At 71.4% G+C, this 23,277-nt stretch carries 28 protein-coding genes and 1 pseudogene; 11 read left to right on the forward strand and 18 right to left on the reverse strand.

Annotation, left to right across the window (positions count from 1 at the left end; translation table 11 throughout):
* Positions 1-67 precede the first annotated feature (67 nt).
* On the forward strand, positions 68-247 hold the full coding sequence (locus tag FHX46_RS27145; RefSeq protein WP_167120588.1) for a hypothetical protein: 180 nt from the start codon (positions 68-70) through the stop codon (positions 245-247).
* A 52-nt stretch (positions 248-299) separates the two neighbouring features.
* On the opposite strand, the gene FHX46_RS27150 is transcribed toward FHX46_RS27145, so the two are convergent.
* The 4 genes from FHX46_RS27150 to FHX46_RS27165 form a co-directional block, all read right to left on the reverse strand.
* Positions 300-1,040: a phosphoglyceromutase gene (locus FHX46_RS27150; RefSeq protein ID WP_167120591.1), complete on the reverse strand. Its 741-nt coding sequence runs from the start codon at positions 1,038-1,040 to the stop codon at positions 300-302.
* Positions 1,041-1,531: 491 nt separating this feature from the next.
* Positions 1,532-2,044: a type III secretion system chaperone family protein gene (locus tag FHX46_RS27155; RefSeq protein WP_167120593.1), complete on the reverse strand. Its 513-nt coding sequence runs from the start codon at positions 2,042-2,044 to the stop codon at positions 1,532-1,534.
* On the reverse strand, positions 2,041-3,348 hold the full coding sequence (gene mshA / locus FHX46_RS27160) for a D-inositol-3-phosphate glycosyltransferase (RefSeq protein ID WP_313886255.1): 1,308 nt from the start codon (positions 3,346-3,348) through the stop codon (positions 2,041-2,043). Before mshA ends, FHX46_RS27155 begins: the two co-directional genes overlap by 4 nt.
* A 99-nt stretch (positions 3,349-3,447) precedes the next feature.
* Positions 3,448-4,617, reverse strand: a complete 1,170-nt coding sequence (locus tag FHX46_RS27165; protein ID WP_167120595.1) for a L,D-transpeptidase — start codon at positions 4,615-4,617, stop codon at positions 3,448-3,450.
* Between the two features lie 95 nt (positions 4,618-4,712).
* Here FHX46_RS27165 and FHX46_RS27170 point away from each other — a divergent pair, with 95 nt between their 5' ends.
* The gene (locus FHX46_RS27170) at positions 4,713-5,447 is read left to right on the forward strand and encodes an SDR family oxidoreductase (RefSeq protein ID WP_167120597.1); all 735 of its coding nucleotides are present in this window, start codon (positions 4,713-4,715) and stop codon (positions 5,445-5,447) included.
* Here the strand turns inward: FHX46_RS27170 and FHX46_RS27175 are convergent, their stop codons facing one another.
* Positions 5,448-6,470 (reverse strand): UDP-N-acetylmuramate dehydrogenase, encoded by a 1,023-nt coding sequence (locus FHX46_RS27175; protein WP_167120599.1) that lies wholly within the window; start codon positions 6,468-6,470, stop codon positions 5,448-5,450.
* 26 nt (positions 6,471-6,496) lie between these two features.
* Between FHX46_RS27175 and FHX46_RS27180 the strand changes: the two genes are divergently transcribed.
* The 7 genes and pseudogenes from FHX46_RS27180 to purU all read left to right on the forward strand — a co-directional run bounded on the left by FHX46_RS27180 (position 6,497) and on the right by purU (position 11,578).
* Positions 6,497-6,997, forward strand: a complete 501-nt coding sequence (locus FHX46_RS27180; RefSeq protein ID WP_167120601.1) for a DUF2505 domain-containing protein — start codon at positions 6,497-6,499, stop codon at positions 6,995-6,997.
* On the forward strand, positions 6,976-7,776 hold the full coding sequence (locus FHX46_RS27185) for a class I SAM-dependent methyltransferase (RefSeq protein WP_167120603.1): 801 nt from the start codon (positions 6,976-6,978) through the stop codon (positions 7,774-7,776). The genes FHX46_RS27180 and FHX46_RS27185 overlap by 22 nt, the downstream gene beginning before the upstream one ends.
* A 112-nt stretch (positions 7,777-7,888) precedes the next feature.
* Entirely contained in the window at positions 7,889-8,611 is a 723-nt protein-coding gene (locus FHX46_RS27190) for a GNAT family N-acetyltransferase (protein ID WP_167120605.1), read from the forward strand.
* Positions 8,612-8,688: 77 nt separating this feature from the next.
* The gene (locus tag FHX46_RS27195; protein ID WP_167120607.1) at positions 8,689-9,372 is read left to right on the forward strand and encodes a lysophospholipid acyltransferase family protein; all 684 of its coding nucleotides are present in this window, start codon (positions 8,689-8,691) and stop codon (positions 9,370-9,372) included.
* Between the two features lie 103 nt (positions 9,373-9,475).
* Positions 9,476-9,787, forward strand: a pseudogene (locus FHX46_RS28690) (VTT domain-containing protein); the annotation flags it as partial.
* A 172-nt stretch (positions 9,788-9,959) separates the two neighbouring features.
* A complete protein-coding gene (locus FHX46_RS27205; protein ID WP_243871350.1) occupies positions 9,960-10,700 on the forward strand; it encodes a maleylpyruvate isomerase family mycothiol-dependent enzyme in 741 nt (246 codons plus the stop codon).
* 17 nt (positions 10,701-10,717) lie between these two features.
* Positions 10,718-11,578, forward strand: a complete 861-nt coding sequence (gene purU, locus FHX46_RS27210; RefSeq protein ID WP_167120609.1) for a formyltetrahydrofolate deformylase — start codon at positions 10,718-10,720, stop codon at positions 11,576-11,578.
* On the opposite strand, the gene FHX46_RS27215 is transcribed toward purU, so the two are convergent.
* The 4 genes from FHX46_RS27215 to FHX46_RS27230 all read right to left on the reverse strand — a co-directional run bounded on the left by FHX46_RS27215 (position 11,575) and on the right by FHX46_RS27230 (position 14,957).
* Positions 11,575-12,324 (reverse strand): hypothetical protein, encoded by a 750-nt coding sequence (locus FHX46_RS27215; protein ID WP_167120611.1) that lies wholly within the window; start codon positions 12,322-12,324, stop codon positions 11,575-11,577. The genes purU and FHX46_RS27215 overlap by 4 nt on opposite strands.
* Positions 12,325-12,400: 76 nt before the next feature.
* Complete coding sequence (locus tag FHX46_RS27220; protein ID WP_167121705.1) at positions 12,401-13,408, reverse strand: NADP-dependent oxidoreductase; 1,008 nt, start codon at positions 13,406-13,408, stop codon at positions 12,401-12,403.
* 85 nt (positions 13,409-13,493) lie between these two features.
* Complete coding sequence (locus tag FHX46_RS27225) at positions 13,494-13,928, reverse strand: SRPBCC family protein (RefSeq protein WP_167120613.1); 435 nt, start codon at positions 13,926-13,928, stop codon at positions 13,494-13,496.
* 111 nt (positions 13,929-14,039) lie between these two features.
* Positions 14,040-14,957, reverse strand: a complete 918-nt coding sequence (locus tag FHX46_RS27230; RefSeq protein WP_167120615.1) for an ABC transporter substrate-binding protein — start codon at positions 14,955-14,957, stop codon at positions 14,040-14,042.
* Positions 14,958-15,073: 116 nt separating this feature from the next.
* Here FHX46_RS27230 and FHX46_RS27235 point away from each other — a divergent pair, with 116 nt between their 5' ends.
* A complete protein-coding gene (locus FHX46_RS27235; RefSeq protein WP_167120617.1) occupies positions 15,074-15,760 on the forward strand; it encodes an ABC transporter permease in 687 nt (228 codons plus the stop codon).
* Entirely contained in the window at positions 15,757-16,482 is a 726-nt protein-coding gene (locus FHX46_RS27240) for an ABC transporter permease (RefSeq protein ID WP_208400308.1), read from the forward strand. The genes FHX46_RS27235 and FHX46_RS27240 overlap by 4 nt, the downstream gene beginning before the upstream one ends.
* On the opposite strand, the gene FHX46_RS27245 is transcribed toward FHX46_RS27240, so the two are convergent.
* From FHX46_RS27245 to FHX46_RS27285, 9 genes are all read right to left on the reverse strand, one after another.
* Positions 16,479-17,030 carry a YbaK/EbsC family protein gene (locus FHX46_RS27245; RefSeq protein WP_167120621.1) on the reverse strand — a complete coding sequence of 184 codons (552 nt, stop codon included), beginning with the start codon at positions 17,028-17,030 and terminating at the stop codon, positions 16,479-16,481. The two genes, FHX46_RS27240 and FHX46_RS27245, sit on opposite strands and share 4 nt — an antisense overlap.
* A gap of 25 nt (positions 17,031-17,055) precedes the next feature.
* Positions 17,056-17,352 carry a DUF2516 family protein gene (locus FHX46_RS27250; protein WP_167101108.1) on the reverse strand — a complete coding sequence of 99 codons (297 nt, stop codon included), beginning with the start codon at positions 17,350-17,352 and terminating at the stop codon, positions 17,056-17,058.
* 205 nt (positions 17,353-17,557) lie between these two features.
* A complete protein-coding gene (locus FHX46_RS27255) occupies positions 17,558-18,169 on the reverse strand; it encodes a hypothetical protein (protein ID WP_167120623.1) in 612 nt (203 codons plus the stop codon).
* Positions 18,170-18,174: 5 nt separating this feature from the next.
* Positions 18,175-18,606, reverse strand: a complete 432-nt coding sequence (locus FHX46_RS27260; protein ID WP_167120625.1) for a helix-turn-helix domain-containing protein — start codon at positions 18,604-18,606, stop codon at positions 18,175-18,177.
* A 152-nt stretch (positions 18,607-18,758) separates the two neighbouring features.
* Positions 18,759-19,382 (reverse strand): ATP-binding cassette domain-containing protein, encoded by a 624-nt coding sequence (locus FHX46_RS27265; protein WP_208401844.1) that lies wholly within the window; start codon positions 19,380-19,382, stop codon positions 18,759-18,761.
* A 26-nt stretch (positions 19,383-19,408) separates the two neighbouring features.
* Positions 19,409-19,786 (reverse strand): TFIIB-type zinc ribbon-containing protein, encoded by a 378-nt coding sequence (locus FHX46_RS27270; RefSeq protein WP_167120627.1) that lies wholly within the window; start codon positions 19,784-19,786, stop codon positions 19,409-19,411.
* A gap of 58 nt (positions 19,787-19,844) precedes the next feature.
* The gene (locus FHX46_RS27275) at positions 19,845-22,082 is read right to left on the reverse strand and encodes an FtsX-like permease family protein (RefSeq protein ID WP_167120628.1); all 2,238 of its coding nucleotides are present in this window, start codon (positions 22,080-22,082) and stop codon (positions 19,845-19,847) included.
* A complete protein-coding gene (locus tag FHX46_RS27280) occupies positions 22,079-22,753 on the reverse strand; it encodes an ABC transporter ATP-binding protein (RefSeq protein ID WP_167120630.1) in 675 nt (224 codons plus the stop codon). The genes FHX46_RS27275 and FHX46_RS27280 overlap by 4 nt, the downstream gene beginning before the upstream one ends.
* Complete coding sequence (locus FHX46_RS27285) at positions 22,750-23,274, reverse strand: PadR family transcriptional regulator (RefSeq protein WP_167120632.1); 525 nt, start codon at positions 23,272-23,274, stop codon at positions 22,750-22,752. The genes FHX46_RS27280 and FHX46_RS27285 overlap by 4 nt, the downstream gene beginning before the upstream one ends.
* Positions 23,275-23,277 lie beyond the last annotated feature (3 nt).

Below are 23,277 nucleotides of genomic sequence, written 5' to 3' on the forward strand. Positions count from 1 at the left end.
CTGGCCGTTGTATCACACCTGTGCTAATTTCTTTTTGTCACAGGTGTGATATGAAGGAGGGGCAGAGATGGAAACGGTGCTCACCGTGCTGCTGGTCCGGTTCGCGCTGATCGCGGCGGTCGTCGTGGCGATCGCGCTCGTCGTCCTCGCGGTCGTGCTCGTGCTGCACCGGCGCGGCCGGGGCGATCAGGCGCGCCGGGTGGCGCGCACGGCGGCCGAGTTCGCCCAGCGGCGAATCCGGCGTTGAACGCGAAAACGCCGGCTCCCGAGGGGGGAGCCGGCGTTTCGACGGACTGGAGTCAGCGGCCCTGGTTGGCGACCGCGGCGGCGGCTTCGGCCGCGGCCTCCGGGTCGAGGTAGGTGCCGCCGGGGGTGACCGGCTTCAGGTCGGCGTCGAGGTCGTAGCGCAGGGGGATGCCGGTGGGGATGTTCAGGCCGGCGATGTCGTCGTCGGAGATGCCGTCGAGGTGCTTGACCAGGGCACGCAGCGAGTTACCGTGCGCGGCGACCAGCACCGTCTTGCCGGCGCGCAGGTCCGGCACGATCGCCGAGTCCCAGTAGGGCAGCAGGCGCGCCACCACGTCCTTGAGGCACTCGGTGAGCGGCGCGTCCGGCCCGTAGCGGACGTCGGTGTCCTGGCTGAACTCGCTGCCGCGCTCGATCGGCGGCGGCGGCACGTCGTAGGAGCGGCGCCAGAGCATGAACTGCTCCTCGCCGAACTCGTCCCGGACCTGCTTCTTGTTCTTGCCCTGGAGCGCGCCGTAGTGCCGCTCGTTGAGGCGCCAGTCGCGGCGCACCGGGATCCAGTGCCGGTCGGCGACGTCGAGCGCGATGTTGGCGGTCGAAATCGCCCGGCGCAGCAGCGACGTGTGGACGACGTCCGGCAGCAGCCCGCTCTCGGCGAGCAGCTCACCGCCCTTGCGGGCCTCCTGCTGCCCGAGCTCGGACAGGGGCACGTCGACCCAGCCGGTGAACAGGTTCTCGGCGTTCCAGGTGCTCTGCCCGTGGCGGAGCAGCACCAGCGTCCCAAGTTCGGCCATACCGCTAGCCTGCCAGAACACGCCGAGCGACCGGATGACGGCCCACCGGGCAGCAGCCTTCTACGGACAGTGTGCCGCCACCCGGTAGAGGATCGCCCGACCGCTTTTTGACGCACTGGGCCGCGGTCCTGAAAGTGACACTTACTGCACACCGTTAACACAGACAGTGAGAATCACTCGAACGGAGTAACCAGTAGTCTTGTGATTACTGGTGGACATCTGCCAAGTTGACTTACGTCCCGCTCGGCTGGAATTCCACGCACTCCCCAGCCGATCGCGGGGTACGACCGCAGCCTGTCTCCCCCTGCCGGGCTGCGGCCCGCCGGCCCCGTTGGCACTCCCCCTCGCCACCGGGTCCAGAAGCGGCGGGAGCGTTCGCGGGGCGGCTTGAGTTCGCGACTCCCCCTCCCTCAAGCCGCCCCGCCCGCTCGTCCGCGTGCTCGCTCCTCGCTTTGGCGGGCGCTGGGCGTGGACCAGCACGCCGCGCGCGGTTACTCAGTCAGGCTGCCGGGGTCATGGGGTTGTTCCGGCTCTACCAGGTGTTTGAACGCCTGCAGGTTCGCCAGGCTCTCCCCACGGCTCACCCGCCAGTCCCATTCCCGTTTGATGCTCGTCGCGAAGCCGAGTTCCAGGATCGTGTTGAAATCGCCGTCGGCGGCTTCCAGCACCTGCCCGAGGATCTTGTCCAGCTCGGCCTCGGTGACCGTGTCCTTGCCGAACCGGCCCACCAGGTAGATGTCCCCCAGCGCGTCGACCGTGTAGTGCACGCCGTAGAGCTTCGCGTTGCGGCGCAGCAGGAACCGGTACACCTGCTCGTGCTCCTCGTCCGGACGCCGGCACACGAACGCCTCCACCGCGAACGCGTGCTCGCGCTCGATGAGCCACACGGTGGTCTGGAGCTTCTTCGTGCCGGGGAGGGTGACGAAGTACTTCCCCTCGTCCTTGCGGTCGTAGGCCAGCCCGGCCTCGTCCAGCGCGGTCCGGATCGTCTTGTCGAGCGTCATACCGCGACCTCCTCGTGCAGCGCGGCCAGCGTGCGCGAAGCCGCCGCGTACGTCTCCAGCAGGGCGTCCGTGGTGCGCGCCCAGGAGAAGCGCCGCGCGTGCACCAGCGCGTTCTCGGCCAGCTCGTCCCGCCGGGCCGGCCGCAACGCCACGCTGGCGAGGGCACCGGCCCAGTCCCGCGCGTCGTGCGAGGGCACCAGCAGCCCCGACACGCCGTGCGCGACCGCCACCGGAAGACCGCCGACCTCGGCCGCCACCACCGGCGTCCCGCACGCCTGCGCCTCCAGCGCGACCAGGCCGAACGACTCGTTGTAGCTCGGCACCGCCACCACGTCCGCGGCGCGATACACCTCCGCCAGCCGTTCACCCGGCTGCGGTGGCAGGAACCGCACCACGTCCTGGATACCCAGCGACACCGCCAGTTCACGCAGGGCCTGCGGCTGCTCCAGCCCGGTGCCCGACGGGCCGCCCACCACGAGCACGACCAGCCGCTCCCGCAGCCCGGGACGGCGCTGCAGGAGGTGCGCCGCCGCGTGCAGCAGCACGTCGGGGGCCTTGAGCGGCTGGATGCGGCCGGCGAAGGCCAGCACGATCGCGTCGCGCGGCAGGCCGAACCGCCGGCGCGCCCCGGCCTGCGAACCGGGCACGAACCGGTTCAGGTCCACACCGGGCGCGACCGTGTGCACCCGCTCCGGATCGGCCCCGTAGAGCTCCATCAGCTGCCGCGCCTCGACCGGCGTGTTCGCCACCAGCCGGTCGGCCTCGGCGACCACCTGCTCCTCGCCGATCACCCGGGTCCGCGGCTCGGGCTTGTCGCCGTCCGCGAGCGCCGCGTTCTTGACCTTCGCCAGCGTGTGCGCGGTGTGCACCAGCGGCACGCCCCAGCGGTCCCGCGCGAGCCACCCCACCTGGCCGGACAGCCAGTAGTGCGAATGGATCAGGTCGTAGTAGCCCGGCTCGTGGAACGCCTCGGCGCGCAGCACGCCCGAGGTGAAGGCGCACAGCTGCGCGGGCAGCTCGTCACGGCCCAGCGGTTCGAAGGGCCCGGCCGGGATGTGCCGCACCAGCACCCCGGGCGCCAGCTCGGCCACCGGCGGCTGGTCCGACGAGGTCGCGCGGGTGAACACCTCGACGGCGATACCGCGCCGGGCCATCTCCACGGCGGTGTGCGTGATGTAGACGTTCATGCCGCCGGCGTCCCCGGTGCCCGGCTGTTCCAGTGGTGACGTGTGCACCGACAGCACCGCGACCCTGCGCGGCCACAGCGCCTGCGTCCGTCGGGATCCGCGCAGCGAGATCGTCACCTGGTTCAACTCCCGTGTCAGTCGCTGTCCGCATCGGGGCGGCGCCCGTGCACGACAACGCTCACGGGCCGCCGCCATCTTCCCAGCGAGGGGAAACCGTCAGAGAGCCGACTTGGCCCGCCAGGCGCTCCAGCTGACCAGCCAGTCCATGACGTCGGAGTTGACGACCGGGCCCAGCCGGGACCCGGTGATCTCCACCGGGTCGCCGATCAGCGCCGAGTCGAAGTAGTCCTTCGCGTCGGCCTCCAGCAGGTTGACGCAGCCGTGCGAGGTGTTGCTCCGCCCGATGTTGGCCGCGTTGTCCTGGTTCTCGTGGATGAACTCGCCGTGGTTGGAGATGCGGCAGGCCCACTTCTTGTTGACGTTGGTGTAGCCGTAGCGCGCGTTGTCGAAGATCGCGCTCGGCTCCTTGGTCATGACGATGTAGGTGCCGTTCGGCGTGTTGCGGTTCACATCGGAATCGAGCCCGTTGCTGCACGGGTAGCTCTTGGCCAGCGAGCCGTTGCGGTAGACGTTCATCTTGTGGTCCGGAGTGTTGATCTTGACCACCTGGTTGCGGCCGATCTTGAACTCGCTGGTGACGTCGGCCCGCGGGTAGACGCCGCCGCCGAGGTCCACGCCGTAGAGCTTCGCCTCGACCTTGACCTTCGTGTTCGCCGGCCAGTACTCCTTCGGCCGCCAGTCGACCTGCTGGTCGGACAGCCACCCCCAGGAGCCCTCGACGTCGGTCGAGGTCTCGATCTTCAACGCCCGCTCCACCGCGGCCCTGTTCTTGACCGCGCTGGTGAACTTCACGCTCACCGGCATCCCCACGCCGACCGTGGCGTTGTCACCCGGGTTCACCGTGACCCGCGCCGTCGAGGCCGGCTTGAGGGTGCGGAAGCTGCCGGACAGCTGCACCGGCTTGCCGTCGGTGCCGGTGGCCGACGCGGCGTAGGTGTAGGTCTTGTCGTAGCCGAGCGTCTCGCTGCTGGTCCAGGTGGTCTTGTCGGGGCTGAGCGCCCCCGCGACCGCCTTGCCGTCGGGGTTGGTGAGCTTGACCTCGGTGAGGGTGCCCTGCGCGACCTTCACCGTGACCGGCTGCAGCACGGGCACGTCCCGGGCGTCCACGGCCGGCTCGGAGGTGATGACCGCCACCGGCTTGGTCTCCGCCGGCGCGCCCCCGGTGTCCTGCCCCCCACCGCCGCTGCCGCCGCTGGTGCAGGCCGCGGCCATGGTCGCCGCGCCCGTGGCGAGCGCGGCCTTGAAGACCGTGCGCCTCTCGATCACCCTGTACCTCCGCACTCCGTACTTCTCCTCAAGCGTCCAGCGACGCCCGACCCTGCCGCGTTACCGGCCCGTCCCCCGCTGGGAGTATGTGCGGTATGACGACCAAGCGAACCGCCGTGATCACCGGCGCCAGCGCGGGTATCGGCGAGGCGACCGCTCGCGCTCTCGCCGAAGCCGGGTTCCACGTCGTGCTCGGGGCTCGCCGCCTCGACCGCCTGGAGAAACTGGCCGCCGATCTGTCCGGAACCGCACACGTACTGGACGTCACCGACCCCGGTTCGGTTGCGGCGTTCGTCCAGCGGGTTCCAGATTGCCACGTTCTCGTCAACAACGCGGGTGGTGCGCGTGGTCTGGAGCACGTGGCGGACGCCGACGAGGACCACTGGCGCTGGATGTGGGAGGTCAACGTCCTCGGCACACTGCGGATGACGAAGGCGTTGCTGCCGAAGCTGATCGCCTCCGGTGACGGTCACGTGGTGACTGTCACGTCGATCGCGGGCCACGAGGTGTACGCGGGCGGTTCCGGCTACACCTCGGCCAAGCACGCCCAGGCGGCGCTGCACCGCACACTGCGGTCGGAACACCTGGGCGACCCGATCCGGATCACCGAGATCGCGCCGGGCCTGGTCGAGACCGACTTCTCCGCCAACCGCTTCGACGGCGACACCGACCGCGCGAAGAAGGTGTACGCGGGGCTGACCCCGCTGACCGCGCAGGACGTGGCGGAGGTCATCGCGTTCGCGGTGACCCGGCCGCCGCACGTGAACCTGGACACCATCGTGCTGAAGCCCCGTGCCCAGCTCGACGGCACCCGCGCGCACCGCAGCTGATCACAGGGCGCAGTTGATCAGCAGGGGTTCGGGACGGAGGGTGACGCCGAACCGGTCGCGCACGCCGTCCCGCACCTCGCGTGCCAGTGCCAGCAGATCGGCGGTGCTGGCCCGGCCCCGGTTGGTCAGGGCGAGCGTGTGCTTGGTGGACAACGACACGCGCCCGCCCGGCCCGGGATGTCCCTTGCCGAACCCGGCCCGCTCGATCAGCCAGGCCGCGGACAGCTTCACGCCGCCGCCGGACGGGTACCGCGGCATCTCGACGCCCGCCAGTGCCGGCGGGATCTCGGCGACGACCGGGTTGGTGAAGAACGAGCCGGCGCTCCACGTGTCGTGGTCGGCCGGGTCCAGCACCATCCCCTTGCCGCGGCGCAGCGCCAGCACCGCTTCGCGTGCCTGCGCCGCCGGGACCCGCGCCCCCGGTTCGACGCCGAGCGTGCGGGCGAGCTCGGCGTAGCGGATCGGCGCCGACAGCCCGTCCCCGCGCAGCGCGAAGCGCACGCTGAGGACGATGCCCGCGTCGGTGCCCTTGAGCACGCTGGTGCGGTAGCCGAAGCCCAGCTCGTCCGCCGTCATCGTGCGCACCTCGCCGGTGCGCCGGTCGTAGCAGTCGATCGAGGTGAGCAGCTCGGCGACCTCGCAGCCGTAGGCGCCGACGTTCTGGATCGGGGTCGCCCCCACCGAGCCGGGGATGCCGGACAGGCACTCCAGCCCGCCGAACCCGGCCTCGACGGTCGCCGCCACGAACTCGTCCCAGTTCTGCCCGGCCGCGACCTCGACCTCGGTGCCGTCGATGCGCCAGCCGCGGGTCGCGATCTTCACCACCGTGCCGGGGAAGCCCGCGTCACCGACGACGAGGTTCGACCCGCCGCCGAGCAGCAGCACCGGCCCGTCGGCCGAGCGCACCGCGTCCAGCAGCTCGGCGGTGGTCCCGGCCACCACGAACGCGCGTGCCGGGCCGCCCAGCCGCAGCGTGGTGTGGTCGGCCAGGGTCGTCTGGGTCGGTGTTTCGAGACGGCTCACGAGGACAAACGGTACTGTCTGGCCCCATGGCATCCCGTATCGAGCACCGTGCGGAGTACGCGTACGGCGTCTCCGAGGTGTTCCGGGCCGAGACCGGTGACGAGGCGCTGAAGGCGCGTCTGGCCGAGATCGGCGGCAAGAACAGCGCCCTGCTCAGCCACTCCGCGGACGAGAACGGCGCACGCTACCAGCTGCGCCAGGGGATCGAGGCGGAGAAGCTGCCGCCGATCGTGCGCAAGCTGCAACCCGGCGACCTCTACGTCGACCGGGAGCACACGTTCACCCGCGACGGTGACGGTTACACGGGCACCGCGCGGGCGACGGTGAGCGGGATGCCCGGCGAGATCACCGCGCGCACCGAGATCCGGCCGGCCGGTGACGGCACCGTGGTGCAGACCCGCGGCGAGGTCAAGGTCCGGATCCCGCTGGTCGGTGGCAAGCTGGAGAGCTTCGTCGCCGCCGAGCTGACCACACTGCTCGCCCGCGAGGCCGAGTTCAGCCGCGAATGGCTGGGGCGCGCCCGGTAGGCGCGCCGACCCGGGGAACCACGAATCCGAACCGCCTGCGCCGCGTCGACCGGTGGCTGGCCGGCGCCCCCGAGGTGGCGGCCGCGCTGCGCCGCGCGCCGGACCCGCTCGTCGTGGACCTCGGGTACGGCGCGTCCCCGGTGACCACGGTCGAGCTGGCTGCCCGGCTGCGGCGCGTGCACCCGCGGGTCCGGGTGCTGGGGCTGGAGATCGATCCGGCGCGGGTCGCGGCGGCCCGGCCGGCCGCGCAGCCGCCGGTCCTGGAGTTCCGGCAGGGCGGGTTCGAGCTCGCCGGTACCCGGCCGGTGCTCGTGCGCGCGTTCAACGTGCTGCGCCAGTACCCCGAGGACGAGGTCGCGGGCGCGTGGAAGCTGGTCCTGGACCGGCTCGCGCCGGGCGGGTTGTTCGTCGAGGGGACCTGCGACGAGATCGGCCGGCTGTCCACCTGGGTCACCCTCGACGCCGACGGTCCGCGTACGCTCACCTTGTCGTGCCACGTCGGCTCGCTCGACCAACCGTCCACTTTGGCCGAGCGGCTGCCGAAGGCGCTGATCCACCGCAACGTCCCGGGCGAAGGCGTGCACGACCTGGTGTCCACACTGGACATCTGCTGGGCCACTGCGGCGCCGCACCAGGCGTTCGGCGCCCGCGCCCGGTGGCTGGAGACCGTGCGCCTGCTCGCCGCGCGTGGCTGGCCGGTGCTGACCCGGCCGCGCCGGATCCGGCTGGGCGAGCTGACCGTGCCGTGGGACCGGGTCGCACCGGGTGGCAGCGGGTAGGGCCGCCCCCCACTTCGGTTGCAGGGACACCACGTACGGGGCTTCCCCGGGTTGTCCCGGATCTTGCCGGAAGTCGCTGGTCCCGCGGTCCTCGCCCGGACACGATCAGCTCATGACCACGCTCACCAGCACCCAGTACGAAACCGTCATCACCACGGACCGCGACGTCGTCCGGGCGTGCCAGCGCCTGCGGCACGAGGTGTTCACCACCGAATTCGGTGCCGCACCGCACCCGAGCGGCCTGGACACCGACGAGTTCGACGAGGTGTGCGAACACCTCGCCGTGTTTTCCGGTGGCGAGGTCGTCGGCACCTACCGGCTGCTGCCGCCCGGCCGGACCACCAGGCTGTACGCGCAGTCGGAGTTCGACCTGGACGGCGTGGCGCCGCTGCGGCCGCACCTGGTGGAGACCGGCCGTTCGTGCGTGCACCCGGACCACCGCTCCGGTGGTGTGATCAACTCGATGTGGGCGGCGATGGCGCGCTACGTCGTCGGCCACGGCTACCGCTACCTCGCCGGCTGCGCCTCCGTGTCGCTCGCCGACGGCGGCACCTCCGCCGCGGCCACCTGGGCACTCGCCCAGGCCCGCCACCGCCCCCCGGACGACCTGCGCGTCGCACCGCACCGGCCGTGGCTGCCGCTCCCGCGCACCGAACGCGCGCCGAGCTACGCCCAGGTGCCCCCGCTGCTGCGCGGTTACCTGCGCCTGGGCGCGTGGGTGTGCGGGCCGCCCGCCCACGACGCGGACTTCGCGGTCGCCGACTTCTTCACGGTGCTGGCGGTCGACGAGATCAACGAGCGCTACCGCCGGTACTTCCTCGGGGACGATGCATGAAGCCGTGGGACGTGACTTCACCTTGTACCCCTCGCTGCGTCACCCACCGGCTGCCTGAGGTCGGCACACTGCGAAGCGTGCGACGGTGGATGGGGCTCGGCGCGGGCCTCGCCGGCGTGCGGCGGGGGGACCTGCAGCCGCACGCCCGCGGGGTGCTCGACGCCCTCGGCGTCACGCTGGAGGCGAACACCGACCTGCTGCGCGTCCCCGCCGGCACCGGAACGCTGATCGTGGCCAACCACGTGTCGTGGCTGGACATCGTCGCGGTGCTCGCGGTGGATCCGGTGGGGTTCCTGGCCAAGCGCGAAGTGCGGTCCTGGCCGCTGATCGGCTCGCTCGCGCAGGCCTGCGGCACCCGGTTCATCGCGCGCCGCGAACTGCGCGAACTGCCGGCGGTGGTCGCCGGGCTGGCGGACGCGCTGCGGGCAGGCGAATCGGTCGTGGTGTTCCCGGAGGGCACGACGTGGTGCGGTGGAACCGGCGGCACGTTCCGGCGGGCCGCGTTCCAGGCCGCGATCGACGCCGGTGCGCCCGTGCGGCCGGTGACCTTCGAGTACTCGCAGGGCGGACAGCCGAGCACGGTCGCGGCGTTCGTCGGCGACGACGCGCTCCTGCCGTCGCTGAGCCGGGTCACGCGCGCCCGGGACCTGCGCGTCCGCTTGACCGCGCACCCGCCGCTCGACCCGCTCGGGGACCGGCGGGAGCTGGCCGCGCGGGCGCAGGACGCGGTCCGCGCCACCCGGGTCCCGGCCCATGCTTGACCTCCTCGACCACCTCGGTGAGCTGCTGCAGAGCACGCTCGGGTCGCCCTGGCTCTGGCTGATCGTGTTCGCGGTCGCCGGGCTCGACGCGCTGCTGCCGTTCATGCCGAGCGAGACGACGGTGATCACGGTCGCCGTGCTGCTCGGCGCGGACCTGCCGAAGCTGGCGTTGCTCGCGCTGCTCGCGGCTGCCGGGGCGCTCGCCGGGGACTGCCTGTCCCACGCGGTCGGCCGCGGTGCCGCACCGGCGCTGACCCGGTGGCTGCGGGCCGGCGAGCAGGACCGCTACGAGTGGGCTCGCGGTCAGGTCGAGCGCAACGCGGGCCTGCTGATCGTCGCCGGCCGGTACCTGCCCGGCGGTCGCGTGGCGAGCGGGCTGGCGACCGGCAGCATGGGCGTGCCCTGGACGCGGTTCGTCACCCTCGACGCACTGGGGGCCGGGATCTGGGCCGTCTACAGCGTGGCGATCGGCGCCATCGGCGGCGCGAGCTTCGACGGTCAGCCCGCCAAGGGACTGCTGCTGTCGTTCGGGATCGGGCTGCTCATGGTCGGTGTCATCGAGGTGCTGCGGCGGATACGCTCTCGGCATGGAGCACGCCTCGTACCTCGCGATCATCGGGAACCAGAGCAGGGAGCTGTGGGCGGCGGCGGCGAAGGCGGGGCCGGCGGCCCCGGTGCCAACTTGTCCGAAGTGGACTGTCCAGCACCTCGTCGCCCATCTGGCCAAGGTCCATTCCTGGGTCCGCTCGGCACTCACCGACCCGACCGGGGAGAACGTGCGTCGCGGGCAGCCGCCCGAAGACTGGACTGAGCTCCTGGAATGGTCGGCGGAGCAGATGACCGCCATGGTCGACGAGCTCGCCGACCCGTCCGCACCCGCATGGCTGCCCTTCACCCGCTTCGAGCAGAACGCCGGGTCCTGGGCCCGGCGGCAGGCGCACGAGACCGCGATCCACCGGCTCGACGCCGAGCACGCGCTCGCCGGCAGCACCGACCCCTCGTCGGTCCCGTCGCTGGTGTTCGACCCGGAGTTCGCCGCGGACGGCATCGACGAACTGATCGCCTGGATACTGCCCACCCGTGCGAAGTGGGACCAGTTCGCGGTCTCCGGCTCGGTGCTGGTGCACGCCGCCGACGCCGGCCGCATGTGGCGGGTCGTGCTGCACCCCGGCGAGCCGGCGACGATCGACCCGGTGACGGCGGCGTTCGAGGCCGACGCGACCATCGCGGGCACGGCCGACGCCGTCTACCGGCGGGTGTGGGGACGGCCCAGTCACGCTTCGGTGACCGGTGACGTGAGTCTCCTGGCGCCCCTGGCCGCGCCGTGAGCGGGGAAGATGGTGCGGTGTCCGAACGACGTTATGTGATCACCTTCGGCTGTCCCGACCGCACCGGCATCGTCGCGCGCGTCGCGTCGTTCCTCGCCGACAACGGCGGCTGGATCGTCGAGGCCGCGTACCACACCGACCCGGACACCGGCTGGTTCTTCACCCGCCAGGAGGTCCGGGCGGATTCGCTGCCGTTCGGAGTGGACGAACTGCGGTCCCGCTTCGCCGAGGTGGCCACGTCCCTGTCGGCGGAGTCGAACTGGCGCGTGGAGGACACGGCCGAGCGGCGCCGGGTGGTGATCCTGGTGTCGAAGGAAGGGCACTGCCTCTACGACCTGCTGGGCCGGGTCGCGGCCGGTGAGCTGGACGTCGACGTGCGGGCGGTGATCGGCAACCACGACAACCTGGCCGACATCACCCGGGCGCACGGGATCCCGTTCCACCACGTGCCGTTTCCGGCCGGGGACAAGGCGGAGGCGTTCGGCGAGGTGCGCAAGCTGGTCGACGAGCACGATCCGCACGCCGTGGTGCTGGCGCGGTTCATGCAGATCCTGCCGCCCGAGCTGTGCCGGGCGTGGTCCGGCCGGGCGATCAACATCCACCACAGCTTCCTCCCGTCGTTCATCGGCGCGCGGCCGTACCACCAGGCGCACCGGCGCGGGGTGAAGCTGGTCGGCGCGACCTGCCACTACGTGACCGCCGACCTGGACGCCGGGCCCATCATCGAGCAGGACGTGATCCGCGTCGACCACGGCGACACCGTGCCGGATCTGGTGCGCAAGGGCCGCGACATCGAGAAGGTCACGCTCGCCCGCGGGCTGCGCTGGCACCTGGAAAGCCGCGTCCTCGTGCACGGCAACCGCACGGTCGTGTTCTAGGACACGACGACCGCGCCCGCGATCAGCAGGGTGTACGCCAGCGCGGCCGCCTGGATCGCCCTGGTCCGCCGCCGTTCCGGCCAGGACGTGCGGCGCATCAGCCAGGCCAGCGCCGGGACGACCAGGACCGCGTGCAACGTGACCGCGTGCACGGGCTTGAGCGCGCCGGCGGTCGTGTAAGCCAGCTGCGGCTGCCCGCCGCGGGCGAGCGCGACACCGTCGGCGATCATGACCGCGCCCACGGCCATCGCCGCGACCAGCACCACGAGTCCGAACCGCAGAGCGAACGTCATGCTCGGGCTGAGGTTCGGGGTGCGCCACGCGGCCGTGGCGAATCCGAGCACGGTCACGATGATCACCGCGCCACCCGCGGCCAGGCTGACCGAGACGGCGGAGTCGAAGCCGGTCTCGAAATTGAAGTGCGACGGCACCCCGCGCCACACCTGCATCGTCACCAGGGCGACCTCGACGACGCTGACCACGGTGAACGCGCCCAGCAGCAGGTTCCGGCGGCGGACGGTCAGGAACGACGTGGCCCAGGCGACGCCGGCGAGGGTGAGCCCGAACGACAGGCCGAACGTCATGGCCTTGCGGTAGGACACCGGACCTTCCCACGTGGCGCCACTCGCCACCAGGACCACCAGGTGCACGAGGCCGCTGGTGAACAGGACGGCGGCCACCACGTAGGCGACCCGTTCCACGGTGCGGGCACGGGTCCGGACGGTGTCGTGCAGTGCGAGGGCCATGCCGACGATGGTCGGCTTTCCCGCCCCCGGGCGCGTCTGCCCGGCGACGTCTCTTCGCCGTACGGCGCCGGGCGTATCAGACCCGGACGAGCATCTTGCCGGTGTTGGCCCCGGCCAGGAGGTCCAGGAACGCCTGCGGCGCGTTCCGGAGCCCCTCGACGATCGTCTCCTCGTACTTCAGCTCGCCGGAGCGGACCAGCGGGGCGACCTCGTCGAGGAACTTCGCCTGCAGGTCGTAGTGGTCACTGACCAGGAACCCGCGGATGGCGAGCCGCTTGCCGATGATCTGGCCCAGGTTCCGCGGCGCAGCGGGCGGCTCGGTGAGGTTGTAGATGGAGATCATGCCGCACACCGCGAAGCGGGCGTGCACGTTGGCGGAGGCGATGGCCGCCTCCAGGTGCTCGCCGCCGACGTTGTCGAAGTACACGTCGATGCCCTCGGGAGCGGCCTGCGCCAGCTGTTCGGCGACCGGCCCGTCCTTGTAGTTGAAGGCGGCGTCGAAGCCGAGGTCGTCGATCAGGTGCCGGACCTTCTCGGCGGACCCGGCGCTGCCCACGACCCGGTTGGCGCCCTTGAGCTTCGCGAGCTGGCCGACGACGGACCCGACCGCGCCGGCCGCACCGGAGACGAACACGGTGTCGTCCGGCCGGAACTGCGCGATCTCCATCAGCCCGGCGTAGGCGGTGAGGCCGGTCATCCCGAGCACGCCGAGGTACGCCTCGCGGGGCGCCGCCCCGGCGTTGATCTTCGTGGCCTGCTCCGGTGTGACGACCGCGTGCGACCGCCAGCCGAAGCCGTGCAACACCAGGTCACCCGGCCGCAGCGCGTCGGTGTTCGACTCGACGACCTCACCGACCGCGCCGCCCAGCATCACCTTGCCGACCTCGTACGGCGGCACGTACGACTTGGCCGAGCTCATCCGGCCCCGCATGTACGGGTCGACGCTGATCTCCAGATTGCGGACCAGCGCCTGGCCCTCGCCGGGCCGGGGCACCTCGACGTCGACGATGTCGAAGTTGTCGAGCGTCGGTGCGCCGTGCGGACGGGAAGCGAGCCGGATCTCGGTCGCGGTGGTGCTCACGATGACTCCTGGTGCCGTGGGATGTGGTCCACCGGCGCCAACGTGCTATCCGGGGCGAGGATTCCGCTTTGTGTCCGAAGCCACCGCCTCAGACGAGTTCGGCCAGCTTGGCCAGCACACCGTCGTAGATCCGCCGCAGCCCGGCCGGCGCGAAGGTCTTCTCGAAGAAGCCGCCGATGCCCCCGGCGCCCTGCCAGGTGGTCTCGATCCGCACGACGCTGCGCTCCCCCGCAGGCCGCACCGTCCAGGTGGTGACCATGCTGGAGTTGGCGTCGGTCTCGACCAGGGTGCCCGCTTCCGGCTCCGTCACACTCGCCACGACGTCCCGCACCCGCTTCGAGGTGGCCTGCAACTTCCACTTCGCCTTGGTGCCGGCCCCGGTCCCGCCCTCGACCACCTCGTAGTCGCGGTACTGCTCGGTCAGGATCTTCGGCCGGGTCCCGGCGTAGTCGGCGACGAGCGCCCGCACCTTCTCGGCCGGCGCGTCGATCGTCCGTTCCGCGGTGGCCGTGACCTTCGCCATAACCCCTCCTGATCTGCTCGAACTCCGTTGCCCGCGACTCTAGGACCCCCGCCGCGGGGGAGCTGTGGCCGCGGTGCCGGTGGCGGCGCGGAACGCCGCCACCGGAGCGGATCAGATCAGACCCTGTCCGCGCAGCCAGTCCTTCGCCACGTCGGCCACCTGGTCGCCGTCCTCGTCGACCTGCTTGTTCAGCTCACGCAGCTGGTCGGTGGTCAGCTTGGCGCTCACCGCGTTGACCGCCGCCGCGAAGTCCGCGCCGCGCTCGTCCAGCACCTTCTTGTTCACCGCGGGCACGATGTTCTCGGTGGCCACGATGTGCTGGTCGTCCTCCAGCGCGGTGAAATCGGAGCTGCCGACCAGCGGGTTCACCGAGTCGAGCGGGATGACCGTGACCGCACCCGAACGCAGCTGCTCGACCCGCGGACCGGACTCCTGGATGCTCGAGAACGTGGCGTTCAGCTTGTAGACGTCCCGGAAGCCGACGAAGCAGTTGGCCCGGGTGCCGCACTCCGGCGGCCCGCCGAGGACCACCTTGTCCAGCTTCTTCAGATCGCTGATCGTCTTCAGCCCGTGCTGCTGCGCGAGGTCCGACTTCGCCACGTAGGTGTTCTTGTTCTCGGCCGGCGCGTAGTCGAGCAGCCCGACCCCGGACGGCGCGAACAACTCGGCCAGCTTCGCGTGCTCGGACGCCGCGTCGGTGGGCGCCTGCTCGTTGAAGCCGGAGCTGATGGCCGCACCCTGGTACTCGGGGATGAACTGCAGCTCGCCCGACTTCAGCGACGGGTACACCAGCTCACGCGAGCCGATGTTGAACTTCCGCTGGACCGGATAACCCTTTGCCTCCAGCGCCTGCGAATACACCTCCGCCAGGATCTGGCTGTCGGTGAAGTTGAAGGACGCCACCACGATCGGCGCGCCGCCCTTGCCCGGCTGCGCCGACCCGCTGTCGCCACCACCGCCGCACGCCGTCAGCCCCAGGACCGCTACCGCGAGCGCCCCCGCCGCCCGCAGGCTCCGTGTCCATCGCATACCTGTTCACCCTCCAGTGCCGTTCGTCAGAGCGACCCTAACCGCAACCACCGACAGAATTCACATCGTGAGATCGCGCGCCGGTGGTTGTCGGCCCCCGCCCGTATGCTCGCCGCGTGAGCGAGTACCTGCTGGCCGCGGGCGACCGGCCGCTGTTCGAGTGGCGCTGGGTCGAGCGCAACGCGGACCAGATCGTGCAGCGCTTGGGCGAACACCTGGCGCTGACGGCGGCCGCGCTTGCGATCGGGCTGGTGGTGTCCCTGGCGCTGGCTGTCCTGTCGCTGCGGTGGCGCTGGTTCTACGCGGTCGCACTGGGCACGGCGGGTGCCCTCTACGTGATCCCCAGCCTGGGTGCGTTCGCACTGCTGGTGCCGTTCTTCGGGCTGTCGTTCACCACCGCGGTGATCCCGCTCGCCACATACACGCTGCTGATCTTGCTGCGCAACATCGTCACCGGTATCCAGCAGGTGCCCGAGGAGGTGCGGGAAGCGGCGATCGGCATGGGCTTCACGCGGGTGCGCCTGCTGCTGCAGGTCGAGTTCCCGCTGGCGCTGCCGGTGGTCGTCGCCGGGCTGCGCGTGGCGGCGGTCACCACGATCGGGCTGGTCACGGTCACCGCGATGCTCGGGATGGGCGGTCTGGGCTTCTTCATCCGGCAAGGCATCCAGACGACCACGCCGAACCCGACGGCGATCATCGTCGGCATCGGACTGTCCATCGTGCTCGCCGTGCTGGTCGACGCGTTGTTGTGGGTGGGTGAACGGGCGCTCGCCCCGTGGGCGCGGAAGGCGGGCCGGGCATGAACGCGTTCGAGCAGGCGCTGGACTGGCTGGGCCGGCCCGGCCGGTGGAGCTGGACGGACCCGGCCGGCATCCCGTACCGGACGGTGGAGCACCTCGGGTTCTCGGCGTTGTCGCTGCTCGTCGCGGCGGCCCTGGCCGTGCCGTCCGCGCTGCTGCTGGCGCACTTCCGCCGCGGCGCGTTCCTCGCGAGCAGCGCGGTGAACATCGGCCGGGCGATCCCGAGCTTCGGCCTGATCATCCTGTTCTGGTACCTGGCGAGCCGGTGGGGCGTCGGCACGTCGTTCTGGCCCTTGTTGCTGGCGCTGGTGGCGCTCGCGCTGCCGCCGTTGTTCAGCAACACCTACGCGGGCGTGGTGTCGCTCGAGCCGGACGCGGTGGACGCGGCACGCGGCATCGGTCACACCGAGCGGCAGATCATGCTGCGGATCGAGCTGCCACTGGCGCTGCCGGTGGTCCTGGCCGGTGCGCGGGTGGCGTTCCTGCAGCTCGTGGCGACCGTCGCGATCGGCGCGATCGTCAACGACGGCGGCGGCCTGGGCCGCTTCATCGTGGACGGGTTCGCGCAGGGTGCGGGCGGCTACGGCGAGATCCTCGCGGGCGGCCTCGCGGTCATCGTGCTGGCCCTCGTGTGCGAGGGCGTGTTCGCGCTGCTGGAGCGGTTCGCGGTGCCGCGGGGCCTCATCCTCTCCCGCCGCACGACACTGACGACCCGCCCGGCCTAGCTCACCGGCTTCGCCAGGCCCTCGATCACCTCGGCCCCGGGCAGCGAGGCCAGCAGTTCTCCGGTGACCAGCAGCTTCCCGCCACGGGTGCCGATGCCGATGACGAGTTCGGGCGAGTCCGCGACGGCCTTGTCGATGAGGATCGGCCAGTCCGCGGGCAGCCCGACCGGCGTGATGCCGCCGTAGGCCATCCCGGTGAGTTCGACGGCCTCGTCCATCGGCGCGAAGGACGCTTTGCGCACGTCCAGACGTCGTTTGATGACGCCGTTGACGTCGGCGCGGGTCGTCGCGAGCACCAGCGCGGCGGCGAAGCGCACCTCCCCGGCCCGTTTGCCGGAGACGACGACGCAGTTCGCGGAGGCCGACAGCGGCGAGGAGTAGGCGTCGCAGAACGCGGCCGTGTCGGCCAGGCCGGGATCGATCTCGACGACACCGGCCTGGGTGTCGTCGAGCGTGGCGAGCGCCTTGGCGACGGGCTCGGCCAGCAGGTCGGTGCGTTCGGTGGCCGGGTGGACGCTCAGCGTCCCGGCGATGCTCCAGGTCCTCACGACCGCCAGGATAGGCGGTGCCGGGTCACCAGTTCTTGCCGCCGCGCTGGACCTCGATGAGCCGCGGCCGCACGTCCACGAGGTAGACCAGCACGGCCACGAGCCCGGCCAGCCAGAAGAAACTCCCGGCGCCGACGAACTGGAACAACCCCATGGCGATGGTGCCCGCACCCGTGATGGCCAGCCAGATGGGCTTGGTCTTGCGGTCCGCGGCCTGGTAGGCGTCCGCGCGCTGGACGAGGGCGTGGATGAACGCACCCACGCCAACCGCTGTGCCGGCCCAGCTGATGACCTGCAAGATCCAAAACGCGATGAACGGCACGTTCCCAGCCTACGTCCCTTCGCCCCCATCGTCCGATTCGGTCATCCCCAGAATGCCACGAGCGCGAGGACCACGTCACCGCCACCGATTTCCGTGGCCCGGCCCGTCCGCGCGGCTGCCGCGCACCGGTGGCCCGCCCCCACGGCAGGAAAACGGCCCGGTCGCCAGGACCGGGCCGTTTTCCGAACCGTGTTTCGCGAACCGGTTACTTGGTGTTCTTCGGCGTGGTCGCGTTCGCCGGGCGCTTCGCCGGCGTCGTGCTCCGGCGGGCGGCCGGGGCCTTCGCGGTCTTGGGAGCCGCCTTCGGCTGCTCGTCGACCTCGTCCTCGATGGTGCCGGCGACCTCGTCCGCGGCCTCGGCGACCTTCTGGCCGCCGGTGCGGGTGCGCTTCGCGACCAGGCCGAGCACGTCCTCGACCTTCTCGCGCGCGTCGGTGCTCACCTCGCCGACGCGCTCCTGCGCGGCGGTCAGCGCCTCCTCGACCTGCTCGAGCACGCTCTTCACGCGCGGCTCGGCGCGGAACTTGTCCCACGCCTGCTCACCGGTCTCGGCCAGCTTGTTGTACAGGTTCAGCGCGGCCAGGGTGTACTCGTCGATGACCTTGCGCAGCTCGGCCGGGTCGAGCTTCTCGCGCAGGGTGGTCACCTCGCTGGGCAGCTCCTCGAAGTTCTTCCGCGCGGCCTCGCTGCCCTCGGCGACGCGCTCCCGGGCCTTGCCCACGGCGTCGACGACGGCCTGACCGGCCAGGTTGCCGGCACCCAGGGCGGCGAGCAGCGGGGTCCGGAGCTGTTCGATGGCGGTCTTGGTGTTGGGCATTGTGCTCACTCCTTGGCGATGGCGGTTGTCGGTCCTCGATCGCCGCCCGCCGCCGCGTTCTCCCGGCGGAACGACTCGTACACGTCGAGCAGGACCTGCTTCTGCCGCTCGGTCAGCACGGTGTCCGCGCGAATCGCGTCGGGCACCGGCCCCCCGGTCGGCAGGTCGAGGATTCCGGCCTGCACGTAGAGCGCCTCCGCGGAGATCCGCAGTCCCTTGGCGATCTGCTGCAGGATCTCCGCGCTGGGCTTGCGCACCCCGCGCTCGATCTGGCTCAGGTACGGATTGGACACTCCGGCGAGCTTCGCCAGCTGCCGCAAGGAGATCTTCGCGTTGTTGCGCTGCTGGCGGATGTACTCGCCGATCCCGGAGGCGATGTCGGCGACCTTGTCGACCGGTCCGCCCGACGAGTTGTCGTGTCCGTTGTCCTCCGACATGTCAGTCCTTCTCCTCGCGACGAGATCCACGGTACGCCGAGGTGCTAGCTATTGCAAGCACACTGCTTGCAACCATCGAGTGTTAGCCGAGTCACGCCACCACGCACCGCCGGCCGAGGGCCGCAGGTCCCGTTCTTGTCCTCGGTGGACGGTTACGGCAGGCGCGATCGCACCCACTGCGCCACGTGCTCGACGCTCGCCGCGAGCGGCACGGTCGTGGTGTCGAAGAGGGCAACCGGCGGATCGAGCGTCTCGGCGTTCTCCCGCAGCCAGTCGTTGAACTCGAGCATCTCCGCGATACGGGGTTCGTCCCACTGGCGCCACGCCGGACGGCGGCGGAGGCGCCGGGCAAGCACCTCGGGGTCGGCGACGAGGGCGAGGTAGTGGATCTCGCTGAACAACGCCCGCTCGGGCAGGGTCTCGAACTCCGGCGGCACCACCGTTCCGCACAGCACGACCGGCCGGCCGTTCTGGTGAACCATCGCGGCCATCCGCAGCCAGGTGCCGCGGAACGCCGGATGGCCGTTCACGTCGTCCCGCAGCCCGGCCACCCACAGCACGTCCTGCTCCAGGACCATGACCCGGCCGCCGAGCCGGTCGACCAGGGCCGGGCCGACCGTCGACTTGCCCGCACCGCTCGGCCCGGTCAGCGCGAACAGCGGCAGCCGGCGAAAGGACCAGCGGTGGCCGCACCGGTGGCAGCACCGGGTGTCGCCGGCCACCGCCGGCACCTCGGCCAGATCCCCGCACCGAGGGCAGATGCGCGGGTCCAGCATCGCTTCCGGCATCGCGTCAGCCGGCGTCAGTCGAAGAGCTGCTCGAGGAAGCTCCGCTTGCGGTGACCCCGATGCCCGTAGGGGCGCGGAGAGTCGGCGTAGTGACCACCGTGGTACGGCCGTGGCGAGTCACCGTACCCGTGCCCGCGGTAGGGACGGGGGGAGTCGCCGTATCCAGGACCACCGTACGGACGCGGTGAATCCCGGTACGGCTGGCTGTGCCCCACGCCCTGGTACGGCGGCGGAGCAGCGGCCGGACCGCCGTAATAGGCGCTCTCCGCACCCACGATCTGCTCCAGCTCGCCGTGGTCCAGGAAGATGCCCCGGCAACCGTCACATTGCTCGATGTGGATGCCGTTCTTGTTGACGGTCCGCATCACGTTCTGGCATTTCGGACAAATCACAGGTCCCACAGTACGCAGGATCCGCGCCGCGGTCCGCCGGTTCCGGTGCGGAAGCCCGTCATTCGGCCCGCAGCGCCTCCACCCTGGTGACTGCCCGGAGCCCGGGCAACGCCGCGGCGGTCACCGCGAACACCAGGACCGCTGCCGCCGCGACGGCTGTCCCGATGAACCCGGCATCAACGTGCAACACCACGTGGGGGCCCATCAGCCGCACGGTGAGGGCTCCGGTGCCGATCGCCACCGCTACGGCGACCGCGACGCCGAACACCAGCGGGATCGCGTTCTGCCAGAGCAGTGACCGCGCCAGGACCGGCAGCGGCACACCGGACGCGTGCATCGCCGCGAAGGCCCTCCGTCGTTCGCTCAGCTGGCCGGCCAGCAGCACCAGCAGACTGACCGCCGCGATGACGAGACCCAGCAGGCCCCCGCTGTAGAGCAGCCCGTTCGCCGCGGCCAGGAAGTCCTGGCCGCTGCCGCGGAGGTACTCGTCCTCGCTGAAGACTTTTGTCTGCCACGCGAGCGGTCCCAGCGCTGCCCGGATCCGGTCCAGCGCGCCCGGATCGCCCGGAGCGAGCAGAAGCTCGATCATGCGTCCGTCCTGCGGCAGGTGCTGCCGGCTCGCCGCCGCCGGCGTCACCGCCACGCCGACACCATGGGTGATCCCCGCGGCACCGGGAGGTGTGGCCTGCGCCCCGGCCGGGACCGTGAAGCGCACCTGCTTCACGGTCAGGGTCGAACCCGGGCGGATACCCGAGCCATCCACGACGTAGGCGGCACCATCGGCACACCCGGACGTTCCGAAGAGGTGCGCCAGCACCGGGCACGGCGCGACCAGCAGCTCGACCGGCCACCCGTCCCCCGGTTTGCCGGTCAGCCGCTGGACCGGGTAGGCGCCGATCAGCCCCGGCGCCCCGTCGAGCAGTCGCAGCGCCTCCGCCTCGGCGGAGGCGGCTGCGTTGAGCGACGCCGTGCCGCTGGCGACCTGCACCAGATCCGCGTGCGCGGCCGTCGAACCGATCATCGTCTGCAGCGTGATCACCCCGGCCAGCACGACCACCACCCCGGCCACGACCCGGTTGGGGGTGCCGCTGTCGAGCTGCAGCCGGCGGACGGCCAGTTGCCACGCCGGGCTCCCGCCCCCGGAGCGCCGCACCACGAACTCGGTCACCCAGGGCATCACCGCGGGCACGCCGATCAGCAGGAACGTCGATCCGGCGAGCAGGAACGGGAGGGTACTGCCCGGGTGGTCGGAGCCCACCCCTAGGAGCTTGTCCGGCAGCAACAGCACGACCCCGAGCACGAGCAGAACCAGCCGCCACCACAACCGCCTCCGCTCCGGCTTCGCGTTGCGCAGCACCGCGAGCGGTTCGACGACGAGCCGTCGCAGCCCGAACCACGCCGGCCCGATCGCGAGCACCGGGACGAGCAGGGCCACCACCACCCCCAGCGGCCACCCCGGCACGAAATCCGGGCGGAAGACGCTGATCCCCTCGAACTCCAGACCCGCTGCCGGGCGGCGCACGGCGAGGTACAGGGCGAGGCCGAGCAGTCCACCGGCCAGAGCACCGGCCAGCGACTCACCGGCCGCGATGCGATGCACCTGCCCACGGCGCGCGCCCGCCAGGCGGAGCGTGGACAGCCGTCGTTCCCGCTCCGCGCCGCCGATCCGGCCCGCGGCACTCAGCAGGACGAGCATCGGGACGAACAGCACGACGACAGCGACGACCAGCAGGAAGATCAGCTGGGGGGACGAGGTGTCCACCGCGGTGCTCGCCCCGAAACCGCTGATCGCGAGGCCCTCGTTCGCGGCGCGCATGCCGGTCGCGCCCACGTAGGCGAACAGCTCGTCCGGCCCGTCGAGCCCGTCCGGTGCGATAACGCCGACCACCCGCTCGGGGAACCTCGCCCGCAGCACCGGATCCGAGGCGAGCCGGTCGGCCAGCGCCGGCGACACGACCATTTCCCCGGGGTGCGGGATCGCCGCCAGACCGGGCGGGACCGGCGCGTCCGGGCCGGCGGCCTCCAGCCAGGTGGTGGTGAAGGTCCGGTCACCGACCGGCGCGGTCTGCGAGTCCAGGTACAGCGACGCGGGCCCGTCCACCACCGGTTCCCGCCCGGCCATGCGGTCGGCCCGCTCGCCCAGGGCGTGGATCGTGCTCGCGAGCAGCAGGAGCATCGCCAGCGACAGGCCGATGCCGATCGCGGTGAGCACCAGCCGGGGCAGGTTGGCGCGGAGCGCCCGGCCGCCCCCGACGGCCAGCCGGAAGCCCAGCGCGAAGTCGTTGAACCAGTTCACCGTGCGGTCACCCGTTCCGGAGTCCGCCCGTCCCGGACGATCACCTCGCGATCCGAGTAGGCCGCCACCCGCACGTCGTGCGTGACCAGGACGACGGCGGTGCTCAGCTCCTTCGCCGCAGCCACGAGCAGACGCATGACACGCTCGCCGTTCAGGGAGTCCAGCGCGCCGGTCGGCTCGTCGGCGAAGACGACCTTCGGCGTGGTGACCAACGCGCGCGCGATCGCCACCCGCTGCCCCTGGCCACCGGACACCTCGCCGGGCCGCTTCCCGGCGAGGTCGCCGAGCTCGAACCGGTCGAGCGCCTCCCGTGCCGCGGCCTCGGCGGGTTTGCGCTTCGTCCCGCCCAGGCGCAGCGGCAGCGCGACGTTCTCCAGGCAGGACAACTCGGGAACGAGCTGGCCGAACTGGAAGACGAACCCGAACTCGGTGCGGCGCAAGGAAGAACGGTGCGCGTCGGACATGGCCGCGAGATCCTGATCGCGGTAGCGGACCACACCGCTGTCCGGCCGCACGATCCCGGCGAGACAGTGCAGGAGCGTGGACTTGCCCGATCCGGACGGCCCCATGATCGCCACGATTTCGCCCGCGTCGACGGCGAAATCCACGCCGCGCAACGCTTCCGTCGGTCCGAAGGACTTGCGCAACCCATCGGCGCTGAGCAGGCTCATGTGCGCACCTGCCGGGCGAGCTCGTCGAGCCGGGCAGCCGTCAGCTCGAGCCAGCGCAGGTCGGCTTCCAGGTGGAACAAAGCGTGGTCGCAGATCAGCGTATCCGCCAGGTCGCCCTCGGCCTTGCGCCGGGTCAGGTCACGCATCACCTTCAGGTGCTCCGCCCGCTGCGTGTCGAGCACCATTCCGGCGTCCCGATCGGACAGCAGGGCGAGCACGACCTTGGTGTAGAGCGTGTTCTGCAGGTACGCCTCGGGTTTCTCCGGCGTGGTGAGCCACTGCTCGACGTCGGTGATCCCCGCGTCGGTGATCGCGTAGCTCTTGCGCTCCGGCCCGTCGCCCGGCTCGATCCCGGTTTCGGTGACCAGCCCGTTGCGCAGCAGGCGCGCCAGCGTGGCGTACACCTGCCCGTAGTGCAGCGGACGGTCGTGGCCGAAGCGTTCGTCGTAGGCGCGTTTGAGCTCGTAGCCGTGCCGTGGGCCTGTTTCGAGCAGGCCGAGAAGTGTTTGTCCGATTCCCACCCG

Source organism: Amycolatopsis viridis (assembly GCF_011758765.1).
GTDB lineage: Bacteria > Actinomycetota > Actinomycetes > Mycobacteriales > Pseudonocardiaceae > Amycolatopsis_E > Amycolatopsis_E viridis.

Coding starts and splice junctions, on each gene's coding strand:
- FHX46_RS27145 (WP_167120588.1), top strand. CDS start 68: ATGGAAACGGTGCTCACCGTGCTGCTGGTCCGGTTCGCGCTGATCGCG.
- FHX46_RS27150 (WP_167120591.1), bottom strand. CDS start 1,040: ATGGCCGAACTTGGGACGCTGGTGCTGCTCCGCCACGGGCAGAGCACC.
- FHX46_RS27155 (WP_167120593.1), bottom strand. CDS start 2,044: ATGACGCTCGACAAGACGATCCGGACCGCGCTGGACGAGGCCGGGCTG.
- FHX46_RS27170 (WP_167120597.1), top strand. CDS start 4,713: ATGACGACCAAGCGAACCGCCGTGATCACCGGCGCCAGCGCGGGTATC.
- FHX46_RS27180 (WP_167120601.1), top strand. CDS start 6,497: ATGGCATCCCGTATCGAGCACCGTGCGGAGTACGCGTACGGCGTCTCC.
- FHX46_RS27185 (WP_167120603.1), top strand. CDS start 6,976: ATGGCTGGGGCGCGCCCGGTAGGCGCGCCGACCCGGGGAACCACGAAT.
- FHX46_RS27190 (WP_167120605.1), top strand. CDS start 7,889: ATGACCACGCTCACCAGCACCCAGTACGAAACCGTCATCACCACGGAC.
- FHX46_RS27205 (WP_243871350.1), top strand. CDS start 9,960: ATGGAGCACGCCTCGTACCTCGCGATCATCGGGAACCAGAGCAGGGAG.
- FHX46_RS27215 (WP_167120611.1), bottom strand. CDS start 12,324: ATGGCCCTCGCACTGCACGACACCGTCCGGACCCGTGCCCGCACCGTG.
- FHX46_RS27225 (WP_167120613.1), bottom strand. CDS start 13,928: ATGGCGAAGGTCACGGCCACCGCGGAACGGACGATCGACGCGCCGGCC.
- FHX46_RS27230 (WP_167120615.1), bottom strand. CDS start 14,957: ATGCGATGGACACGGAGCCTGCGGGCGGCGGGGGCGCTCGCGGTAGCG.
- FHX46_RS27240 (WP_208400308.1), top strand. CDS start 15,757: ATGAACGCGTTCGAGCAGGCGCTGGACTGGCTGGGCCGGCCCGGCCGG.
- FHX46_RS27255 (WP_167120623.1), bottom strand. CDS start 18,169: ATGCCCAACACCAAGACCGCCATCGAACAGCTCCGGACCCCGCTGCTC.
- FHX46_RS27260 (WP_167120625.1), bottom strand. CDS start 18,606: ATGTCGGAGGACAACGGACACGACAACTCGTCGGGCGGACCGGTCGAC.
- FHX46_RS27265 (WP_208401844.1), bottom strand. CDS start 19,382: ATGCTGGACCCGCGCATCTGCCCTCGGTGCGGGGATCTGGCCGAGGTG.
- FHX46_RS27280 (WP_167120630.1), bottom strand. CDS start 22,753: ATGAGCCTGCTCAGCGCCGATGGGTTGCGCAAGTCCTTCGGACCGACG.